This window comes from Verticiella alkaliphila, from assembly GCF_018904615.1.
Lineage (GTDB): Bacteria > Pseudomonadota > Gammaproteobacteria > Burkholderiales > Burkholderiaceae_B > Verticiella > Verticiella alkaliphila.
In genome coordinates, this window is sequence record NZ_JADCNH010000002.1 from 157067 (window position 1) to 174634 (window position 17568).

The window sequence follows — 17568 nt, forward strand, 5'->3', positions numbered from 1 at the left end:
CGTTCAGTGGGTACGCCGCCATGCGTCGAGCCAGACGCCGATCCTTTTCGTACCAGTCGCGATGCCGAACAGGACATCGTCGACGGCCTGGAGGCCGGCGCGGACGACTACATGGTCAAGCCCGTGGGACGCGCCGAACTGAGTGCGCGGTTTCGAGCGCTCATGCGGCGCGCCTATCCCGGCGCCGATGCCACGGAAGATCACTTCGGCGCCTATCGCTTTGCCCTGCACCAGCGCGAGGTCTTCCTGAATGGTGAGCGCATCGCACTCAAGCCCAAGGAATACGACCTCGCGCTCTATCTGTTCCGCAATGCCGGCCGCCTGCTCTCGCACGACCATCTGCTCGCCGAGCTCTGGGGCGTGAGCGAGATCGACACGCGAACGCTCACCACGCACGTGTCTCAACTGCGGCGAAAGCTCGATCTGCGTCCCCATCACGGTTATCGCCTTGCGCCGGTCTACGGCATCGGCTATCGCTTTGAGCGCGTAAGCACGGAGCCGACATGCGCGTGATGTGGCTATGGGCGGCGGCGGCGCTGGCCGGCTGGCTGGGTGTGGCCAGTGCGGCAGAGCCCGTGCGCCACGTGGTGCAGCCAGGCGACACGCTGCATGATCTCGCCGAACGGTACCTGGACGATCCGGCGCAATGGGAGGCGCTGGGCGCTGCCAACGGCGCACCGCACCCGCTGCGGCTCGTGCCGGGCAGCGTGCTGCTCGTGCCGGCGGATCTGTTGCGGGCGCGGCCGGGCGCTGTGCGCATCGAACACCTGTCGGGCTCGGTCGAGGTGCAGATGCCCGGCGCCGAGCCGCGCGCGCTCACTCGCGACGACCGACTGATCGACGGGGACGCGGTGCGGACCGCGCGCAACGGCTTCGTCACGCTGCGCCTGGCTGACGACAGCCTGGTGCGGGTGACAGGCGGTACCGAACTGGTCCTGCAGCGGGTCGGCTATACCGTGCGGCGTCAGCGCGCCGACACGCGGCTGGAGCTCTCGCATGGTCGGATCGAATCCACGGTGGTGCCCAGGCCCGGGCCGCGCCGGCATCGCTTCCAGGTGGATACGCCTCTCATGTCCACGGGTGTGCGCGGCACGCGGTTCGGGGTGAGCGCGATGGCCGAGCGGGTGAGCACCGACGTCAGCCAGGGGCGGGTCCAGACGCAGGTGCCAGGGGCGTCCCCGCTGGCTGTTCCTGCGGGCCGAGGCGCGAGTTCGCTGGCGCCGCTGACTGCCGTGGCGCTGCTGCCGGCACCTGATCTCACGACGGCGCCCGTGCTGCAGACACGCCCCCTGATCGACGTCGCGTTCGCACCGGTGCCCGGCGCGGTGGCTTACCGGGCCTATCTCGCACGCGACGCCAGCCTGGACCAGGTGTTCGACAATGACGTCTTTGCCGGCCCGCGGGTGCGCCTGTCCGGCTGGGTCGACGACCATTACGTGATCGCCGTGCGCGCCATCGACGAGAACGGCAGCGAGGGTGCCGCCGCCATCCATGCCTTCGAGCTGCACGCCCGCCCGGAGCCGCCCGCCACCCTGGCGCCCTTGCCACAGGCCGAGGCGCTGGCCGGGTCCGTGCGTTTCGCCTGGACACAGGCCGACTCGGTCGCGGCCTACGACGTGGAAGTTTTGTCAGGAACGCCGGACGCCGCTGTCCTGCATCAGGTACGCGTGGACACCCCCCAGACGGTGCTGCCGCTCGAGACGCCGGGCACGTATCGCTGGCGCATTCGCGCGGTGCCGGCGGACGGATCGCGACCGGGCCGGTTCTCGGAACCGCGCACGGTCGTGGTGCGCAGACCTGTCGCTACCGAGGTCAGCGTCGTCTCGGATGACGACGGCGTCAGCCTGCACTGGGATGGGGAGCCTGGCCAGCGATTCACCGTGCAGATCGCCGACGACCCGCGCTTTGTCACGCCGCTGGCCGAGTTCGATGTCGAAGCGCCGAGTCTGTCTGGCGTGGCGCTGCCCGATGGCCAGCTCTATCTGCGGGTGCAGGCCACTGACGCTGACGGCTTCGTGCGCAGCTTCACCACGCCCCAGGGCTTTTTCGTGCCGCGAGTCGTGCGTCACGCCGGTGGGCTGATCACGACGTCGGACGGCGCGCATCTGGATTCGCCTCCGCCATGAAGACCCTGGCGCGGGCCAGTCGACGCGAGCGAGGTCTGCTCGCGTTCTTCGCACTCGCGTTGGCGGCCCTGCTAGGTTGGCACAACGGCCTTGGCCGACTCGACAACGCGGTGTATGACGCCATGGCGGTGCTGCTCGCGCCCGCGGCGAGCCCGCGCGTGACGATCGTTGAGATCGACGAGCCTAGCTTGCGCGAGCATGGGCGCTGGCCCTGGGACCGTCGGGTCTTGGCGGATCTGATCGAACGCGTGAGCGCGTATGGCCCTGCCGTCATTGGTCTCGATGTCTTGTTTCCCGAGCCTTCGGCCGATGCCCAGGCCGATGCTGAACTGGCGGGAGCGCTCGCTCGCAGCGGACGGGTGGCCCTGCCCATGTTCACGGCCGCGCGGCCGGAGGGCGGCGTGCGCTCCATGCGGCCTATCGACCTGCTCGCGGCCAACGCGGCCGCCTTGGGGCACGTGTCGATCTGGCCGGACGAGGATGGGGTGATCCGGGAGGTGTTCCTGCGCGCGGACGACGCGAGCACGACATGGAATCACCTGGGTGTAGCGATGCTGCAGGTGGCGGGTGATTCCTTGCCGCACCTGCCTGGTGAGCGCGCGCCCTCCGGACTCGCGTCCAGATCAGGCATCTGGCAGCAGGATCACGCGCTGCGCATTGCCTTTCCCCAACGCCAGTCACCGCACCGCGCGTTATCGGCCGCTGCCGTGCTGCGCGGGGATGTGACACCGGAGGACTTCGAGGATCGGCTGGTGCTGATCGGCATCACGGCCGCAGGCCTGGGAGACACATATCCGACCCCGCTCACGGGCGAGCGGCATTATGCGCCTGGCGTGGCCATCCTCGCGGCGGTGGTCGACAACGTGGCGCATGGGCCGCACTGGCGCAGCGCGACGCCGGCGCAGACGCTGCTCGCCATCTGTCTCGCGGTGTTCCTGCTGCTCGGCGTGCTGCTGCGCAACACGCCGGCGGGCGCGCTTGCGACGACGGTCGTCTACGTCTTCGCGGTGATTGTCAGCAGCCTGCTGCTGTTGGGCGGCGCTGGCGTCTGGGTGCCGCCGGGTGCCGCGCTGGTCGTCGGCCTGGTGTGTTATCCGGTGTGGAGCTGGCGCCGGCTGGAGGCCGCCAGCACCTACATGGCAGCCGAGCTGCGCCGATTGCAGCGGGAGGAGGCCATTCTGCCGTATCCGCAGGACGAGCCCGTGCAGGGCGGCGATCTGGTGGATCAGCGAATCGGCGCGATGGCGCGCGCCACCAGCCATCTGCGCGCCTTGAACGCCTTCATCGGGGCGGCGGTCGAGGGCCTGCCGGACATCACCTTGGTGGCCGATCGTCACGGGCGCGTCGTGCTCGGCAACCAGGCAGCGGCGGCGTACTTCGGTCGGCATGCGGCGGATCGACTGCGTGGCGCTCCTCTGGCATTGCTGCTGGCTTCGATGCGCGTGCGCGGCGGCGGCGGCCTGGTCCTGGCATCCGGCCACGATCTGGAGTGCCGGGATGCGGCGGGACGCGAGTTCCTCCTCAAGTACAGCGAATGCCAGGGGCTGCCGGACTTCGCCACGATCGGCATTGTCAGTCTCATCGACGTGGCGCGGCTGCGACAGGCCGAGCGTACCCGTGACGAGGCCCTGCGTTTTCTGTCGCACGACTTGCGTGCGCCGCTCTCGGCGATCCAGGCCATCGTCGCCATGTCCGGCACGGGCGGTGCCCTGGGCGCCTCGCGCGAGGCCCGCATCGGGCGGCTTGCAGCCCAGGCGCAGGCGCTCGCCGAGGATTTCGTGCAGCTCGCGCGCGCCGAGAGCGCGCCGATGCGACAGGACGAACTCGATTACGGCGACGTGGTGCTCGACGCAGTCGATGCCTGCTGGGGCAGCGCCCAGGCCCGAGGTGTCGACGTCCGATTCTCCCCGCCCGCGCAGGCGCCCGGGCGCGGCGACGCAGACCTCCTGCGGCGTGCGGTGGTGAACCTCATCACCAACGCCATCAAGTATGGCCCGCCCGGTGGGCGTGTCGACGTCCGGCTCGAGCGTGAAGGCGATGTCTGGTGCATCCACGTCCAGGACGACGGCCCGGGCATCGCTGCCGCCGATCAATCGACCCTCTTCGATCCCTTCACCCGGGTGAGCGGCAACGACGCGCAAGGCGTTGGCCTGGGCCTGGCCTACGTCCAAGCGGCGGTGGGTCGGCACGGGGGGCGCGCCGTGGTGCACAGCGTGCCAGGGCACGGCAGCACCTTCACCCTGGTCCTGCCGGCGCTGTCCTGAACGACGCGACGTGCGCCGCGCCCAGACGAATGGGTTAGCATCAGCGACGAATGCCAGACAGGAGATCGCCATGGCCGAATCGCAAGCCCCCTTCACCCACTTCAATCCGAATTTCGCCGTCGCCCCGCAGCTCGCGCCCGAAGACATGGCTGCCGTGGCCGCCGCTGGCTTTCGCAGCGTGATCAACAATCGCCCGGATGGCGAGGGCGGCCCGAGCCAACCCGCCAGCGCCGACATCGAGAAGGCCGCGCGCGCCCTGGGCTTGGAGTATCGCCATCAGCCCGTCAACGGCGCGGCCATCCAGCAACAGGATGTCGAGACCTTCTCCGAGCTCGTCGAAACCCTGCCCGGGCCGGTGCTGGCCTTCTGCCGCACGGGCACGCGCTGCGGCAATCTCTTTCGCCTGGCCAGCGCGCAGTAATCGCGTGCGCTGAGGTGCTGTCGCGCCGGGAACACCGGCGCGACAAGGTTGTCATACTGCCGTCATGTGGATGCCGTAAAACCTCTCGATTTGCTTGCCGCCGGATCCGTTGTCGATGCCCACCCGAAAACCCGTTGACTGTCACTTCCTGAATCGGGAACTGGCCCTCCTGAAGTTCAACGAGCGGGTGCTGGCCCTGGCGGCCAACCCATCGACGCCCCTGCTGGAGCGTCTGCGCTTTCTGTGCATCGTGAGCGCCAATCTCGACGAGTTCTACGAGATCCGGGTGTCCTCCCTGAAGGAGCAGTTGCACCAGGGCGCCGACAGTGTCGGTGAGGACGGCATGACGCCCGCGCAGGCGCTGCAGTCCGTGGCCGCGCTGGCGCAAGACATCGTGGCGCGCCAATACGCGCTGCTCGATGGCGAGATCCTGCCGCGCCTGCGCGAGGCGGGCGTTGCCCTGCACCGCGTGCCGGATTGGACGGAAGCCCACCACGCCTGGGCGCGCGAGCGCTTCCTGACGGACGTGATGCCGCTGCTCACGCCGATCGCACTTGATCCGGCCCACCCGTTCCCGCGGGTCTACAACAAGAGCCTGAACTACATCGTGTCCCTGAGCGGACGCGACGCCTTCGGGCGCAACGCGGCCATCGCCATCGTGCAGGCCCCGCGTGCGCTGCCCCGGGTGATCCGGGTGCCGTCGGAGGTGTCCGGCTATCCGCACGGCTACATGCTGCTGACCTCGCTCATGCATGCGTTCCTGGGCGAGCTCTTCCCGGGCATGCAGGTCAACGGCTGCTATCAGTGGCGCGTGACGCGCAATAGCGATCTCTTCGTCGACGAGGAAGAAATCACCAACCTGCGACACGCGCTGCAGGGCGAACTCACGCAACGCCACTTCGGCGATGCCGTGCGCCTGGAGATGGACGCCAATACGCCACCGGAGCTCGAGGCCTTCCTGCAGCGCGAATTCGGCCTGCAGCCCATCGACAGCTATCGCGTGAGCGGCCCGGTGAACCTGTCGCGGCTCATGCAGATCGCCAACGACACCAAGCGCCCGGATCTGCTGTTCCCGGAATACCGCCCGGTGATGCCGGCCGCACTCGCCACCGTGGCGGATCGCCCGGCCGAGCTCTTTGCCACCATCGCCAGGCAGGATCAACTGCTGCACCACCCGTACCAGTCCTTCCAGCCCGTCATCGATTTCCTCACTGCCGCTGCCGTGGATCCGAACGTGGTCGCCATCAAGCAGACCATCTACCGCACGGGCGAGGATTCCGAGCTGATGAAGCTGCTGCTGGCAGCGGCGCGCTCCGGCAAGGAAGTCACGGTGGTCGTGGAGCTGATGGCGCGCTTCGATGAGCAGACCAACATCCACTGGGCCGCGCGGCTGGAGGAAGTGGGCGCGCACGTGGTCTACGGCGTGGTCGGCCACAAGACGCACGCCAAGATGTCGCTCGTGCTGCGCCGCGAGGCCCAGGGCCTCACGCGCTATGGCCATCTGGGCACCGGCAATTACCATCCGCGCACCGCGCGCCTCTACACGGATTTTGGCCTGCTCACGGCCAATCGCACCATCTGCGAAGACATGGACATGGTGTTCTCGCAACTCACCGGCCTGGGTGAGCGGCGGCAACTGAAGGCCCTCCTGCAGTCGCCCTTCACGATGCATGACACCATGATCGCGGCCATCCGCACCGAGATCCGCAACGCCAAGGCCGGCAAGCGTGCGCGCATCATGGCCAAGATGAATTCGCTGCTCGAGCCCACCATCATCCAGGCCTTGTACGAAGCCAGCCAGGCGGGCGTGCGCATCGATCTCATCGTGCGCGGCGTGTGCACGCTGCGCCCCGGCGTGCCGGGCCTGTCCGAGCGCATCACGGTGCGCTCCATCGTCGGGCGCTTTCTCGAGCACTCGCGGGTGTACTACTTCCTGAACGGTGGCGACGAGCGCGTGTATCTGTCCTCGGCCGACTGGATGGACCGCAACTTCTTCCGCCGCGTGGAGATCGCCACGCCGGTGCTCGACCCGAAGCTCAAGAAGCGCGTGATCGCGGAATCCTTCACCTTCGCCCTGCGCGACACCGCGCTCGCCTGGATCCAGGACGCGGACGGCAACTACCACCGCGCCCGAAAGCGCCGCGGCGAGCCGGTCAATCTGCACCAGCACCTCATGCACACGCTGGGCTCGGCCTGAGCGCTCCCTGTTGTCTCGTCAGGCCGCCCGGCGCCGCTCGGCCAGCGTCTGCGACGGCGTCTCGCCATAGCGCTGCTGGTAGAGCTGCGCGAAGCGCCCGAGGTGCACGAAGCCACAGTCCAGCGCCGCCTGCGCCACCCGCGTGCGGGGCGTGGCGTGCACCAGCACCTCGCGCACGCGTTGCAGGCGGTGCTCTCGCACGGACTGCATCGGCGTGCAGTCGCGAAAGCGCTTGAAGCCATCGAGCAGCGTACGCACCGGCACACCGGCCGCCTGGGCAATATCGTCCAGGCAGATGGCCTCATGGGCGTGCGCTTCGATGTAGGCCTCGGCGCGCCGCACCGCGCGCGGTGCGATGCCATCGCCCGCTTTGGCGGGCGCCGGCTGGTGCGCCTGTCCGGCCAGCACCAGCGCGATCAACATGCGCTCGAGTTCCGCGGCCACGGCCGGATTGCGCTGCGCCAGGCGCGCCATCTCCGGCTCGCTCGCGAGCAGCCGCAGCTGGGCGAACCACGGCTGCAGCTCGGGCCGGCGCAGATCGATGCGCGGGTCGAACTGCACCAGATCCATGCCCGTGTGGCGCGTCATCGTGGCGCGGTCCACCCGCATGAAGAACTGCTCGCAGCTCTCGGAGAAGCGGCCCGAGAACGGCCCGCCCGGAATGCAGATCGCGCCGTGGTGCGCGCCGATGCATGCGTGCTCGCCCATGGTGCGCAAGTCCCCATGACCGCGCAGGCACAGCACGAAGAGGTAGTACTCGGCCATCTGATCGACGGTGACATCCATCTCGTCGCCAAAGTCGAGTGCGCCGATGGTCACCCCGCCCAGCTTGATGACGTCCATGTGGGCGCTCGCCCGCCGTGCGGCGCGCGTGGGCTCAAGGCGGTGCGGCTGCAGCACCGTGGAGATGCGGATGCGCGTGTCATCCACATCCGTGGATTCGAAGTAGCGGTGCTGGCGCAGGGCCAGAAGCTCGGCGGGGGCGGGCAGGGCGTGAAGCATGGCGCGTCTCGCAAGACAGGAAACGATTTATTGCAAGGTCCATGCCATTCTCTGGGCGGCCGCGCGGCATGCCCGCGGTGGCGGGAAGCTGCCAGAAACGGATGACGCGCGTGATCGCTTGCGCGCAGCGGATAGCGGGCCCCCGCATCTGGCTCCCAGAATGCAGCGTGCCGCGCCTGCTTCGTCTGCGCATTCTCCCCAGGAGTCCTCATGTTCTCGCTGAAACACGCCGCCCTTTGCGCCGGTCTCGTCCTTGCCAGTACGGCCGCGCTGGCTGCCGCTACCGTGAAGGTCGGTATCGCCCTCGACATCTCCGGGCCCTTCGCGGCCAGTGGCGCCGAGGCGCGCGACGGTTTCAACCTGGCCATCGAGAAGCTCGGTGGCAAGCTGGGCGGCGTGCCCGCCGAATTCCTGCAGACGGATTTCGCAGGCAACCCCGAGCAGGCCAACCAGCTCGTGAGCCGCTACATCCAGAGCGACAAGATCGATTTCTTCACCGGCCCGATCGCCTCGAATGCCGCACTGGCCGTGGCGCCGCGCCTCTTCGCCGCCAAGGTGCCGTTCCTGTCGAGCAATCCGGGCCCCAGCCAGCTCGCCGGCAAGCAGTGCAACGCCTTCTTCTTCGGGCAATACCAGAACGACACGTACGACGAAGCCGCGGGCGTCGTCGCCAACGTCGCGGGCTACCAGCGCATGATGCTCGTGGCGCCCAACTACCCGGCGGGCCGCGACCACATCGGCGGCTTCAAGCGCACCTACACGGGCCAGGTCCAGGACGAGATCTACACCAAGGTGGGCCAGATCGACTATGCCGCCGAACTGGCGCTTATCCGCTCGAGCAAGCCGCAGGCCGTCTTCGCCTTCCTGCCGGGCGCGATGGGCATCAACTTCGTCAAGCAATACGTGGCGGCCGGCTTGGCCGACATCCCGCTGGTGGCGCCAGGTTTCACGGCCGATGAGGACGTGATCCACGCTGTGGGCGACGCCATGCTGGGCGTGAAGAACACCGGCCACTGGGCGCACGATCTGGATAACCCTGCCAACCGCGATTTCGTTGCGGCCTTCCGCGCCAAGTACGACGGACGCTATCCCTCGGTGTATGCCGCGATGGCCTATGACGTCGTCATGGCCATGGATGCCGCGGTGCGCGAGGTGAAGGGCGATGTGGCCAACCGCGAGGCCGTGGTGGCCGCGCTGCAAAAGGCAGACTACGGCTCGGTGCGCGGCGCCTTTCGCTATGGCGCGAATCACTTCCCCGTCCAGAACTACTACGAGCGCGTAGTGGCCAAGGACGCACAGGGCCGCATGACGAACACGCTGGTGGGAACGGTGCTCAAGGAGCACCAGGACGCCTACGTCGGCGAATGCAAGATGTAGGAACATTCAGGATCATGCGCTATCGCTATCGTCCTTTGCCCCCATGAACACGATCTTCGTCATCGAGCAACTGCTCAACGGCATCGGCTATGGCTTCATGCTCTTCATGCTGGCGGCCGGGCTCACGCTCGTCTTCGGCATCATGGACACCATGAACCTTGCCCACGGCTCGCTCTACATGGCAGGCGCCTACGTGGCCGCCAAGGTGCACGCGGGCAGCGGCTCCTTCGTGGGCGGCGTGCTGATCGCCATCGCCGTCACGGTGCTGATCGCGTTCCTGCTGGAGATGGTGATCGTGCGCCGGCTCTATCAGCGCGATCACCTGGCGCAGGTGCTGGCCACCTTCGGCATCATCCTCATCGCCGACGATCTGGTGCACGCCATCTGGGGGCCATCGCCTATCATGGCGCCCACGCCGGCTGCCCTGACGGGGCCGGTCCAGGTGCTGGATGGCCTGCCGTATCCCTCATATCGCCTGCTCATGATCGGCACGGGCCTGGTGGTGGCGATCGGGCTGTACCTGCTCGTGAACCGCACGCGGCTCGGCATGCTCGTGCGGGCGGGGGCGTCCAACCGCAGCATGGCCGAGTTCATGGGCGTGCGGGTGGCGCGGGTGTTCTCGTTCGTCTTCGCACTGGGGGCCGCGCTTGCGGCACTCGCTGGCGCGCTCATGGGCCCGATCAGCGCCGTGCAGATCGGCATGGGTGAATCCATCCTCATCCCGGCGCTGGTGGTGATCGTGATCGGCGGCATCGGCTCGATCCGCGGCGCGTTCGTGGCCAGCCTGCTGGTGGGCATGATCGACACCGCGGGTCGCGCCTTTCTGCCGCCCTTGCTGCGCGCGGTACTGCCGCCCACGCTCGCGGCGGATCTTGGCCCCGCGATCGCCGGCATCGCGATGTATCTCCTCATGGCCACGGTGCTGTCGCTCAAGCCCGCCGGCCTCTTTCCCGCGCGTAGTTGAAGGTCGCCATGTCGTCCGTTCCTTTGCCCTCTGAGGCCGTCTCGCACCCGCGCGCGCGCCGCCGCTGCGGCTCGCGCCGTGGGTGGTGCTTGCCGCGCTCGCCGCCATCCCGCTCGTGGCGCCGGTCTTCGGTCTGGATTACTACATCGAGTTCGTGCGCCGGGTGCTCATCGTCACCATCGCTGCGGCCAGCCTGAACGTCATCCTGGGCTATGGCGGCATGGTGGCGCTGGGCCACGCGGGCTTCATTGGCGTCGGTGCCTACACGGTGGTCGCGCTGGTGGATGCGGGCTTCGATCAGGTATGGCTCGCCTGGCCGCTCGCCATGCTGGCTGCCGCAGGCTTTGCCCTCGTCATCGGCGCCATCAGCCTGCGCACGCGGGGCGTGTACTTCATCATGATCACGCTCGCCTTCGCGCAGATGCTCTATTACGTGGCGGTGTCGCTCTCCACCTACGGTGGCGATGACGGCTACGGCATCTATTCGCCCTTGTCGCTGGGCTGGTTCGACGGCAGGCATCCGCACATGCTGTACTGGATCGTGCTGGCGCTGGCGGCCACGGCCTTCTTGCTGGTGGGTCGCCTGGCAGGCTCGCGTTTCGGCAAGGCGCTGCAAGGCATTCGCGACAACGAGACGCGCATGGCGGCCATGGGCTACCCCGTGTTCGCGATCAAGCTGGCGGCCTTCGTGGGTGCGGCTGCGGTGGCCGGGCTTGCCGGCGCCATGCTCGCCGTCAACAACGCTTTCGTGAGCCCATCGCTCATGCACTGGACCGAATCCGCCACGCTGCTCGTCATGGTGGTGCTGGGGGGTCTGGGCCGGCGCTGGGGCGCGCCCTTGGGCGTGGCGGTATGGATGACGCTCGCCGAAGTGCTCAAGCTGCACACCGCCTACTGGCACTGGCCCATGGGCGTGGTGTTGCTGCTGGTCGTCTTCTTTGCGCCGCGCGGCCTGGCCGCGCTGGCTGACCGCCGGGGGGCCGCATGAGCCCATCAGCGTCCTTATCCAGCGGGGCCAACGCACCGCTGCGCTTTCTGGCCGATCCGCTCACCCACGCGCCGCTCTTCGCCGCGCAAGGGCTCGTCAAGCGATTCGGCGGGCTGCTCGCCACCGATCACGTCGACATCACGGTGCTGCCCGGCGAAGTCCATGCCTTGATCGGCCCGAACGGCGCCGGCAAATCCACGCTCGTGAATCTGATCTCCGGCCTGCTCCCCGCGGATGACGGGCAGCTCGTGCTGGATGGCGTGGATCTCACCCGCCTGGCGCCGCATCAGCGCGTGCGCTACGGCTTGTCGCGGTGCTTCCAGGTCACCAGCATCTTTCGCGGTGACACCGTCCGGGATAACTTGCTGCTGGCCGCGCAGGCCCACGCGGGCTCCAGCTTTGGTTGCCTGGGCGTGCGCAGTGAGGAGCCCGCGCTGCGCGAGACGGCACTGGCATTGGCCGAGAAGGTTGGCCTTACCGATGCGCTGGACCGTATCGCCGGCACCTTGCCGCATGGTGCGCAACGCAAGCTCGACGTGGCCCTGGCATTGGCCGCGCGGCCCAAGCTCTTGTTGCTGGACGAGCCCATGGCCGGCATGGGGCCAGAGGATTCGCTGCGCATGGTCGAGCTCATCGATCGCCTGCGCGCCGACACAGCCATCCTGCTGATCGAGCACGACATGGACGCCGTCTTCCAGCTGGCGGACCGCATCTCCGTGCTGGTCTACGGTCGCGTGCTGACCTGCGGCAATGCCGCGCACATCCAGGGGCATCCGGAGGTGCAAGCCGTCTATCTGGGCACGGAGGCCACATGACGATTCCCACCATCTTCGAGGAGACGCCAGAGGCGGCCGTGCCTCGCGGAAACGCGCGAGCCCCTGCGCCCTTGCTCAGCTGCCGTCGTCTGGAAGCAGGGTACGGCGCGAGCCAGGTGCTCTTCGGCCTGGATTTCGACATACACGCAGGCGAGATGCTCACCCTGCTCGGGCGCAACGGCATGGGCAAGAGCACCACCATCAAGACGCTGGTGGGCGGGCTTCGCGCCAAGGGCGGCGAGATCCAGTTCGCCGGCAAACCCGTGCATGCGGCACGCCCGGATGTCATCGCCCGCCTGGGGATGGCCATCGTACCCGAGGGGCGTCAGTGCTTTCCGAACCTGTCCGTGCAGGAACATCTTGTCGCGTTTGCCGACCACCGCAATGGCCTGAAAGACGGCTGGACGCTGGCGCGCCTCTACGAACTCTTCCCGCGATTAAAGGAGCGCGCGGGCAACATGGGCAACCAGCTCTCGGGTGGCGAGCAACAGATGCTTGCGATTGCGCGGGCCTTGTCGACCAATCCGCGCCTCCTGATCCTGGATGAAGCGACGGAAGGCCTGGCGCCTGTCATTCGCGAGGAGATCTGGGATTGCCTGGCTCGCCTGCGTGCCGAAGGGCAGACGACGCTGGTGGTGGACAAGTATGTCGAGCGACTCGTGCGTCTGGCGGATCGGCACGTGATCCTGGAGCGCGGGCGCATCGCGTGGAGCGGCACGTCGGCGGAGCTCGACGCGGATCGCGGGCTCTGGCAACGCTATCTGGGCGTGTGAGGTGGTCTGGTTCACGGGGACGCTCAACGATCCGCTCCCGCGTCTGCTCGATCCGTATGTCAGCCGCGCTTGGCTGCAGTTCGCCGCTTCGATGGTGAGCGTCGGGCCTGCGGATTGAACGCCTTGGCCGTGCCGATCCAGAACTGCCATTGCGCAGCCGTGGCGTAGCCCGAGGGATCGACGAAGAAGTAGCCCTGCATGCCACCTTGCGCGGCGAGGGGGCGCACGCCGGGGCGCTCGGCCACGTCATCGTGCAGGTCAGGGGGCAGGCGCACCAGGAGCTCGTCGCCCCTCACGCCCGCGCACAGCTTGCCGTCCAGCATGAAGACGTGACAGCCGAACATGACCTTTTCATCGAGCTCGCCGGCATCCTCCAGCGCATGGCGGATGGCATCGAGCAGGGCGGGGTCGTGTTCGGCGGGCATGCGGTGACAATACCGCGAATGGCGGCGGGGTGCCGCCGCCAAAGGTCGATCAGCGAACGCCGCTCATCGCCTTCATTTGCGCGCACATCTCATCCTGCTTGGCCTTGCCGGCAGCCTTGATGTCCGCCGACGCCTTCTCGTAGCCCGCGTCGAACTGCTTGTCGAAGTCCGCTTCGCTCAGGCCCATCTGACCGGAGGCGGTGCGCTGCTGGGTCTTCATCTCGTCCAGCTGCTGCTCGGTGTAGCCACCGCACACCTTGGCGACGGCGTGGCCCATGCCACCCATCTGCGCCAGCATGGCGGGATCCGGCTGGCCCGGTTGACCCGGCTGGGCAGGCACCTGAGCGCTGACCGAAGCGGCAAAGGTACCGAGGGCGAGGCAGGCGACGCCAGCAAACTTGCGCAGCGACGAGGAGGCGAATGTCGGCATGAATGTCCTTGGTTAGGGAAAGTGCGCCGATCCTAGCACTGCGATCTATGGCAACGGATGACGAGATACAACGAGGGTGTCGCCGTATGTTGCTCTGCGTAATCGAGTGCGTCGGCCTACTGGCTGGTCAGTACACGCTCCCGCCGACCCTGGCGCCGCCGATTGGCCAGCAACGCCAGGGCGAACACGCCCGACAGCAGCACCACGATCGTCGGCGCAGGCGCACTGTCGAGGAAGAAGCTCGCATACACACTCACCAGCGACCCGAGCACTGCCACCACCACCGCCACCGCCAGCATCGCCCCGAACGTGCGGGTGACGAGAAAGGCGATTGCGCCGGGCGCGATCAGCATGGCGATGGCAAGGACTAATCCCACCGCCTTCAACGCACCCACGATGGTGAGCGAGAGCAGGGCGAGCAGGCCGTAATGCAGCCACCCCGTGCGCAGGCCCACCGTGCGCGCGTGCACGGGATCGAAGGTGTGCAGCATCAGATCGCGCCTTTTGGCTACCACCAGCGCGGTCACCACGACAGCGATGATGCCCGTCTCGAGAATGTCGCTGGCCGACACCCCCAGCATGTCGCCAAAGAGAATGTGGTTCAGGTGCACGTCGCTCTGGATGCGCGTGTACATCACGAGCCCCAGTGCAAACATGCCGGAGAACACCGCGCCCATCACCGTATCCTGCTTGAGCCGGCTGTTCGCCTGGAGATAGCCCGTGCCAATGGCGCACGTCATCCCGGCGGCAAAGGCCCCCACGGCCAGCGGAATGCCCGCCAGGTAGGCCAGCACGATGCCGGGCAGCACGGCATGCGAGATGGCGTCGCCCATCAAGGCCCAGCCGCGCAGCACCAGGAAGCAGGAGAGCAGGGCAGTGGGCACCGCCACCAGCACGCTGATCAGCAAGGCCTGCTGCATGAAGTCGAAGGCCAGCGGCTGCAACAGCAGGTCCAGGCTCATGATTCGGCCCTCCGCGCCGCGCGCGTGCGCCGGCGCGCGGCCAGCAGGCCATGGCGCGGCGCAAAGATGAAGGCCACCAGAAAGCAGATCGTTTGCAGGAGCACGATCACGCCGCCCGTGGCGCCATCCAGGAAGTAGCTCGCGTAGGCGCCGACCAGACTCGTGCCCGTGCCGATTGCCACGCTCAGGATCAGCAGGCGCCCGAAGCGGTCCGTCAGCAGATAGGCCGTGGCGCCGGGCGTCACCACCATGGCAATCACCAGGAACGCCCCCACCGTCTGCATGGCGGCCACGGTGCAGGCCGACAGCAGCACGAAGAAGAGCCCGCGCATCCACACCGGATTGATGCCCACCGATCGCGCGTGGTTCTCGTCGAAGAAGGCGACCATCAAGTCCTTCCACTTCACGAGCAGCACCAGCAGCGACACACCCGCGATGATGACGAGTTGCAGTGTGTCGGCCGGCGTGATGGCGAGGATGTTGCCCAGCACGATGGTGTTGATGTTCACCGAGGTGGGCGAGAGCGACACCATGAAGAGCCCCAGCCCGAAGAAGGCCGAGAACACCATGCCGATGATGACGTCTTCCTTGAGCTTGGTGCGGTGATTCAGGAACAGCATGGACCCTGCGGCCAGGCCGCCCGCCAGAAAGGCCCCGGCCGAGAACGACAGCCCCAGCATGTAGGCGCCCGCGACGCCCGGCACGATGGCGTGCGAGAGCGCATCGCCGATCAGCGACCAGCCCTTCAACATCAGGTAGGCCGAGAGAAACGCACACACCCCGCCCACCAGGCCCGAGACCCAGATGGCGTTGCGCATGTAGTCGTAGCCGAGCGGCTCGGCAAGCAGCGCCATCATCGCGGGGGCTCCTGCTCGCTCGCCGGCCCGCGGGGCGTGGCCGTGTCTCCAAAGAACACCAGCGGGCGCTCGTCATCGCTGAAGATGCCCACGCCCTGGCCGCGCCGATGGTCGTCGCCCTCTACGTGGAAGTGCCGCAGCACGCCACCAAAGGCCGCTTCGAGATTGGCCCGCGTGAACACCGTCGTGGTCTCGCCGCTCGCCAGCACGGTCCGGTTGAGCAGCACGGCGTGATCGCAGAATTCCGGCACGCTGCCCAGATTGTGCGTGGCCACCAGCATCAGCCGACCCTCGTCGCGCATCGTGTTGAGCAACCCAATGATCGCGTCCTCGGTCTTGACGTCCACACCGGTGAAAGGCTCGTCCAGCAGGATCACGCGGCTTTCCTGCGCCAGCGCGCGCGCCAGGAAAACGCGCTTCTTCTGCCCGCCGGAGAGCTCGCCGATCTGACGCTTGCGCAAATCCTGCATGCCCACGCGCTCCAGCGCCGCGCTCACGGCCTCGCGGTCCGCCGCGCGCGCGATGCGCAGCATGCCCATGCGGCCGTAGCGGCCCATCATGACCACGTCTTCCACCAGCACCGGGAAGTTCCAGTCCACCTCCTCGCTTTGCGGCACATAGGCCACGAGGTTGTCGCGCAAGGCATGCTGCACGGGCTGGCCCAGGATGCGGATGCGCCCCTCGGCGAGCTTCACGAAGCCCATGATGGCCTTGAAGAGCGTGGACTTGCCGCTACCATTGATGCCCACCAGGGCAGCGATGCTGCCTTGGGGCACGGCAAAACTCGCGTCGCGCAGGGCCGTGTGGCCGTTGCGATAGACGACAGTGACGGCTTCGACGTAGAGGCCTTCTGGTGCTGCGCCTTGAGACGCTGAGCCGGGCAACGGCGTCGCTATTGGCGTTGCCGCACCTGTCGTCTCACGCGCAGTCGCAGGCGCGGTGGGTTTCGGCGCAGCGGGCGTCGCAGGCGTGCTCACGGTGCCAGTCCTTTGGCAATGGTGTCCACCGTGACGCGCAGCAGATCCAGGTAGGTGGGCACCGGCCCGCCCGGCTCGCTCAACGAATCCACGTAGAGCACGCCGCCATAACGCGCGCCGGATTCCCGCGCCACTTGCTGCGCCGGGCTGGCCGACACGGTGCTCTCGCTGAACACGGCCGGAATCTGATGCTCACGGATCAGGTCGATCACGCGCCGCACCTGTTGCGGTGTGCCTTGTTGATCGGCATTGATGGGCCAGAGATAGGCTTCCTGCAGGCCGAGATCGCGCGCCAGGTAGCTGAAGGCGCCTTCGCTCGTCACCAGCCAGCGACGCGCTTCCGGCACGGCCTGCAGCTGTGCGCGCAGCGGCTCGAGCGTGGCCGTGATCTGCTGCTTGTAGGCCTCGGCATTGGCCTTGTAGGTATCCGCGTTGGCCGGATCCTGCTTGGCCATCGCGTCGCGGATGTTGTCCACGTAGATGAGCGCCGCCTGCGGCGACATCCAGGCATGCGGATTCGGCTTGCCAGCGTAAGGGCCCGTGCCGATACCCATGGGCTCCACGCCCGCGGATACCACGGCTGCCGGCACATCCTTCAAGCGCTGGAAGAAGCGCTCGAACCACCGCTCCAGATTCAGCCCGTTCCACAGCACCAACTGCGCATCCTGCGCGCGCACCAGGTCGCGAGGCGTGGGCTGGTATTCGTGGATCTCGGCGCCCGGGCGGGTAATGGATTCAACCACCGCGGCATCGCCCGCGACATTGCGCGCCATGTCGGCGATGACGGTGAAGGTGGTGATGACTTTGAGCTTCTCAGCGGCGAGGGCAGGGGTGCCGACGACCAGCGTCAGGGCGGCCAACGCCTGGACGAGCAACTGCCGCCGGCGGGGGGAACGGAACGGGAACACGGAATCTCCTGTGCGATGCGACAGTGACAGGGGCCGCGCGCCCGGCAGCGTTCAGCCCAGACGCGCGGTACGACAGGACAGG

17 protein-coding genes are annotated in these 17568 nt (G+C 67.7%); 10 read left to right on the forward strand and 7 right to left on the reverse strand.

The genetic code is table 11. From position 1 onward, the window contains the following. Positions 1-6 precede the first annotated feature (6 nt). The 5 genes from IMZ29_RS22540 to ppk1 all read left to right on the forward strand — a co-directional run bounded on the left by IMZ29_RS22540 (position 7) and on the right by ppk1 (position 7008). Positions 7-513: a response regulator transcription factor gene (locus tag IMZ29_RS22540; protein WP_371820072.1), complete on the forward strand. Its 507-nt coding sequence runs from the start codon at positions 7-9 to the stop codon at positions 511-513. Further along, complete coding sequence (locus IMZ29_RS02320) at positions 504-2126, forward strand: FecR family protein (RefSeq protein WP_216179928.1); 1623 nt, start codon at positions 504-506, stop codon at positions 2124-2126. The genes IMZ29_RS22540 and IMZ29_RS02320 overlap by 10 nt, the downstream gene beginning before the upstream one ends. Then, on the forward strand, positions 2123-4390 hold the full coding sequence (locus IMZ29_RS02325) for a CHASE2 domain-containing protein (RefSeq protein ID WP_216179930.1): 2268 nt from the start codon (positions 2123-2125) through the stop codon (positions 4388-4390). The genes IMZ29_RS02320 and IMZ29_RS02325 overlap by 4 nt, the downstream gene beginning before the upstream one ends. A 70-nt stretch (positions 4391-4460) precedes the next feature. Further along, entirely contained in the window at positions 4461-4811 is a 351-nt protein-coding gene (locus IMZ29_RS02330; RefSeq protein ID WP_216179932.1) for a protein tyrosine phosphatase family protein, read from the forward strand. A 115-nt stretch (positions 4812-4926) separates the two neighbouring features. Further along, positions 4927-7008, forward strand: a complete 2082-nt coding sequence (gene ppk1 / locus IMZ29_RS02335) for a polyphosphate kinase 1 (protein ID WP_216179934.1) — start codon at positions 4927-4929, stop codon at positions 7006-7008. Between the two features lie 18 nt (positions 7009-7026). Here the strand turns inward: ppk1 and andR are convergent, their stop codons facing one another. Further along, positions 7027-8010, reverse strand: coding sequence for an anthranilate 1,2-dioxygenase regulatory protein AndR (gene andR, locus IMZ29_RS02340; protein WP_216179936.1), 984 nt, complete (start codon positions 8008-8010; stop codon positions 7027-7029). 210 nt (positions 8011-8220) lie between these two features. Between andR and IMZ29_RS02345 the strand changes: the two genes are divergently transcribed. The 5 genes from IMZ29_RS02345 to IMZ29_RS02365 all read left to right on the forward strand — a co-directional run bounded on the left by IMZ29_RS02345 (position 8221) and on the right by IMZ29_RS02365 (position 12927). Beyond that, entirely contained in the window at positions 8221-9387 is a 1167-nt protein-coding gene (locus tag IMZ29_RS02345; protein ID WP_216179938.1) for an ABC transporter substrate-binding protein, read from the forward strand. A gap of 43 nt (positions 9388-9430) precedes the next feature. Then, entirely contained in the window at positions 9431-10351 is a 921-nt protein-coding gene (locus IMZ29_RS02350; RefSeq protein WP_216179940.1) for a branched-chain amino acid ABC transporter permease, read from the forward strand. A gap of 82 nt (positions 10352-10433) precedes the next feature. Continuing rightward, entirely contained in the window at positions 10434-11339 is a 906-nt protein-coding gene (locus IMZ29_RS02355; RefSeq protein ID WP_371820073.1) for a branched-chain amino acid ABC transporter permease, read from the forward strand. After that, on the forward strand, positions 11336-12154 hold the full coding sequence (locus IMZ29_RS02360; RefSeq protein WP_216179942.1) for an ABC transporter ATP-binding protein: 819 nt from the start codon (positions 11336-11338) through the stop codon (positions 12152-12154). Before IMZ29_RS02355 ends, IMZ29_RS02360 begins: the two co-directional genes overlap by 4 nt. 71 nt (positions 12155-12225) lie before the next feature. Continuing rightward, positions 12226-12927 carry an ABC transporter ATP-binding protein gene (locus tag IMZ29_RS02365; protein WP_216180225.1) on the forward strand — a complete coding sequence of 234 codons (702 nt, stop codon included), beginning with the start codon at positions 12226-12228 and terminating at the stop codon, positions 12925-12927. Positions 12928-12986: 59 nt separating this feature from the next. On the opposite strand, the gene IMZ29_RS02370 is transcribed toward IMZ29_RS02365, so the two are convergent. The 6 genes from IMZ29_RS02370 to IMZ29_RS02395 form a co-directional block, all read right to left on the reverse strand. Then, entirely contained in the window at positions 12987-13352 is a 366-nt protein-coding gene (locus IMZ29_RS02370) for a TfoX/Sxy family protein (RefSeq protein ID WP_216179945.1), read from the reverse strand. 49 nt (positions 13353-13401) lie between these two features. Further along, on the reverse strand, positions 13402-13782 hold the full coding sequence (locus tag IMZ29_RS02375; RefSeq protein WP_216179948.1) for a hypothetical protein: 381 nt from the start codon (positions 13780-13782) through the stop codon (positions 13402-13404). A 116-nt stretch (positions 13783-13898) separates the two neighbouring features. Next, on the reverse strand, positions 13899-14744 hold the full coding sequence (locus IMZ29_RS02380) for a metal ABC transporter permease (RefSeq protein ID WP_216179951.1): 846 nt from the start codon (positions 14742-14744) through the stop codon (positions 13899-13901). Next, positions 14741-15601 carry a metal ABC transporter permease gene (locus IMZ29_RS02385; RefSeq protein WP_305852501.1) on the reverse strand — a complete coding sequence of 287 codons (861 nt, stop codon included), beginning with the start codon at positions 15599-15601 and terminating at the stop codon, positions 14741-14743. Before IMZ29_RS02385 ends, IMZ29_RS02380 begins: the two co-directional genes overlap by 4 nt. Next, positions 15598-16578, reverse strand: coding sequence for a manganese/iron ABC transporter ATP-binding protein (locus IMZ29_RS02390; RefSeq protein ID WP_371820076.1), 981 nt, complete (start codon positions 16576-16578; stop codon positions 15598-15600). Before IMZ29_RS02390 ends, IMZ29_RS02385 begins: the two co-directional genes overlap by 4 nt. Next, positions 16575-17486, reverse strand: a complete 912-nt coding sequence (locus IMZ29_RS02395) for a metal ABC transporter substrate-binding protein (RefSeq protein WP_216179954.1) — start codon at positions 17484-17486, stop codon at positions 16575-16577. Before IMZ29_RS02395 ends, IMZ29_RS02390 begins: the two co-directional genes overlap by 4 nt. Positions 17487-17568: the final 82 nt, after the last annotated feature.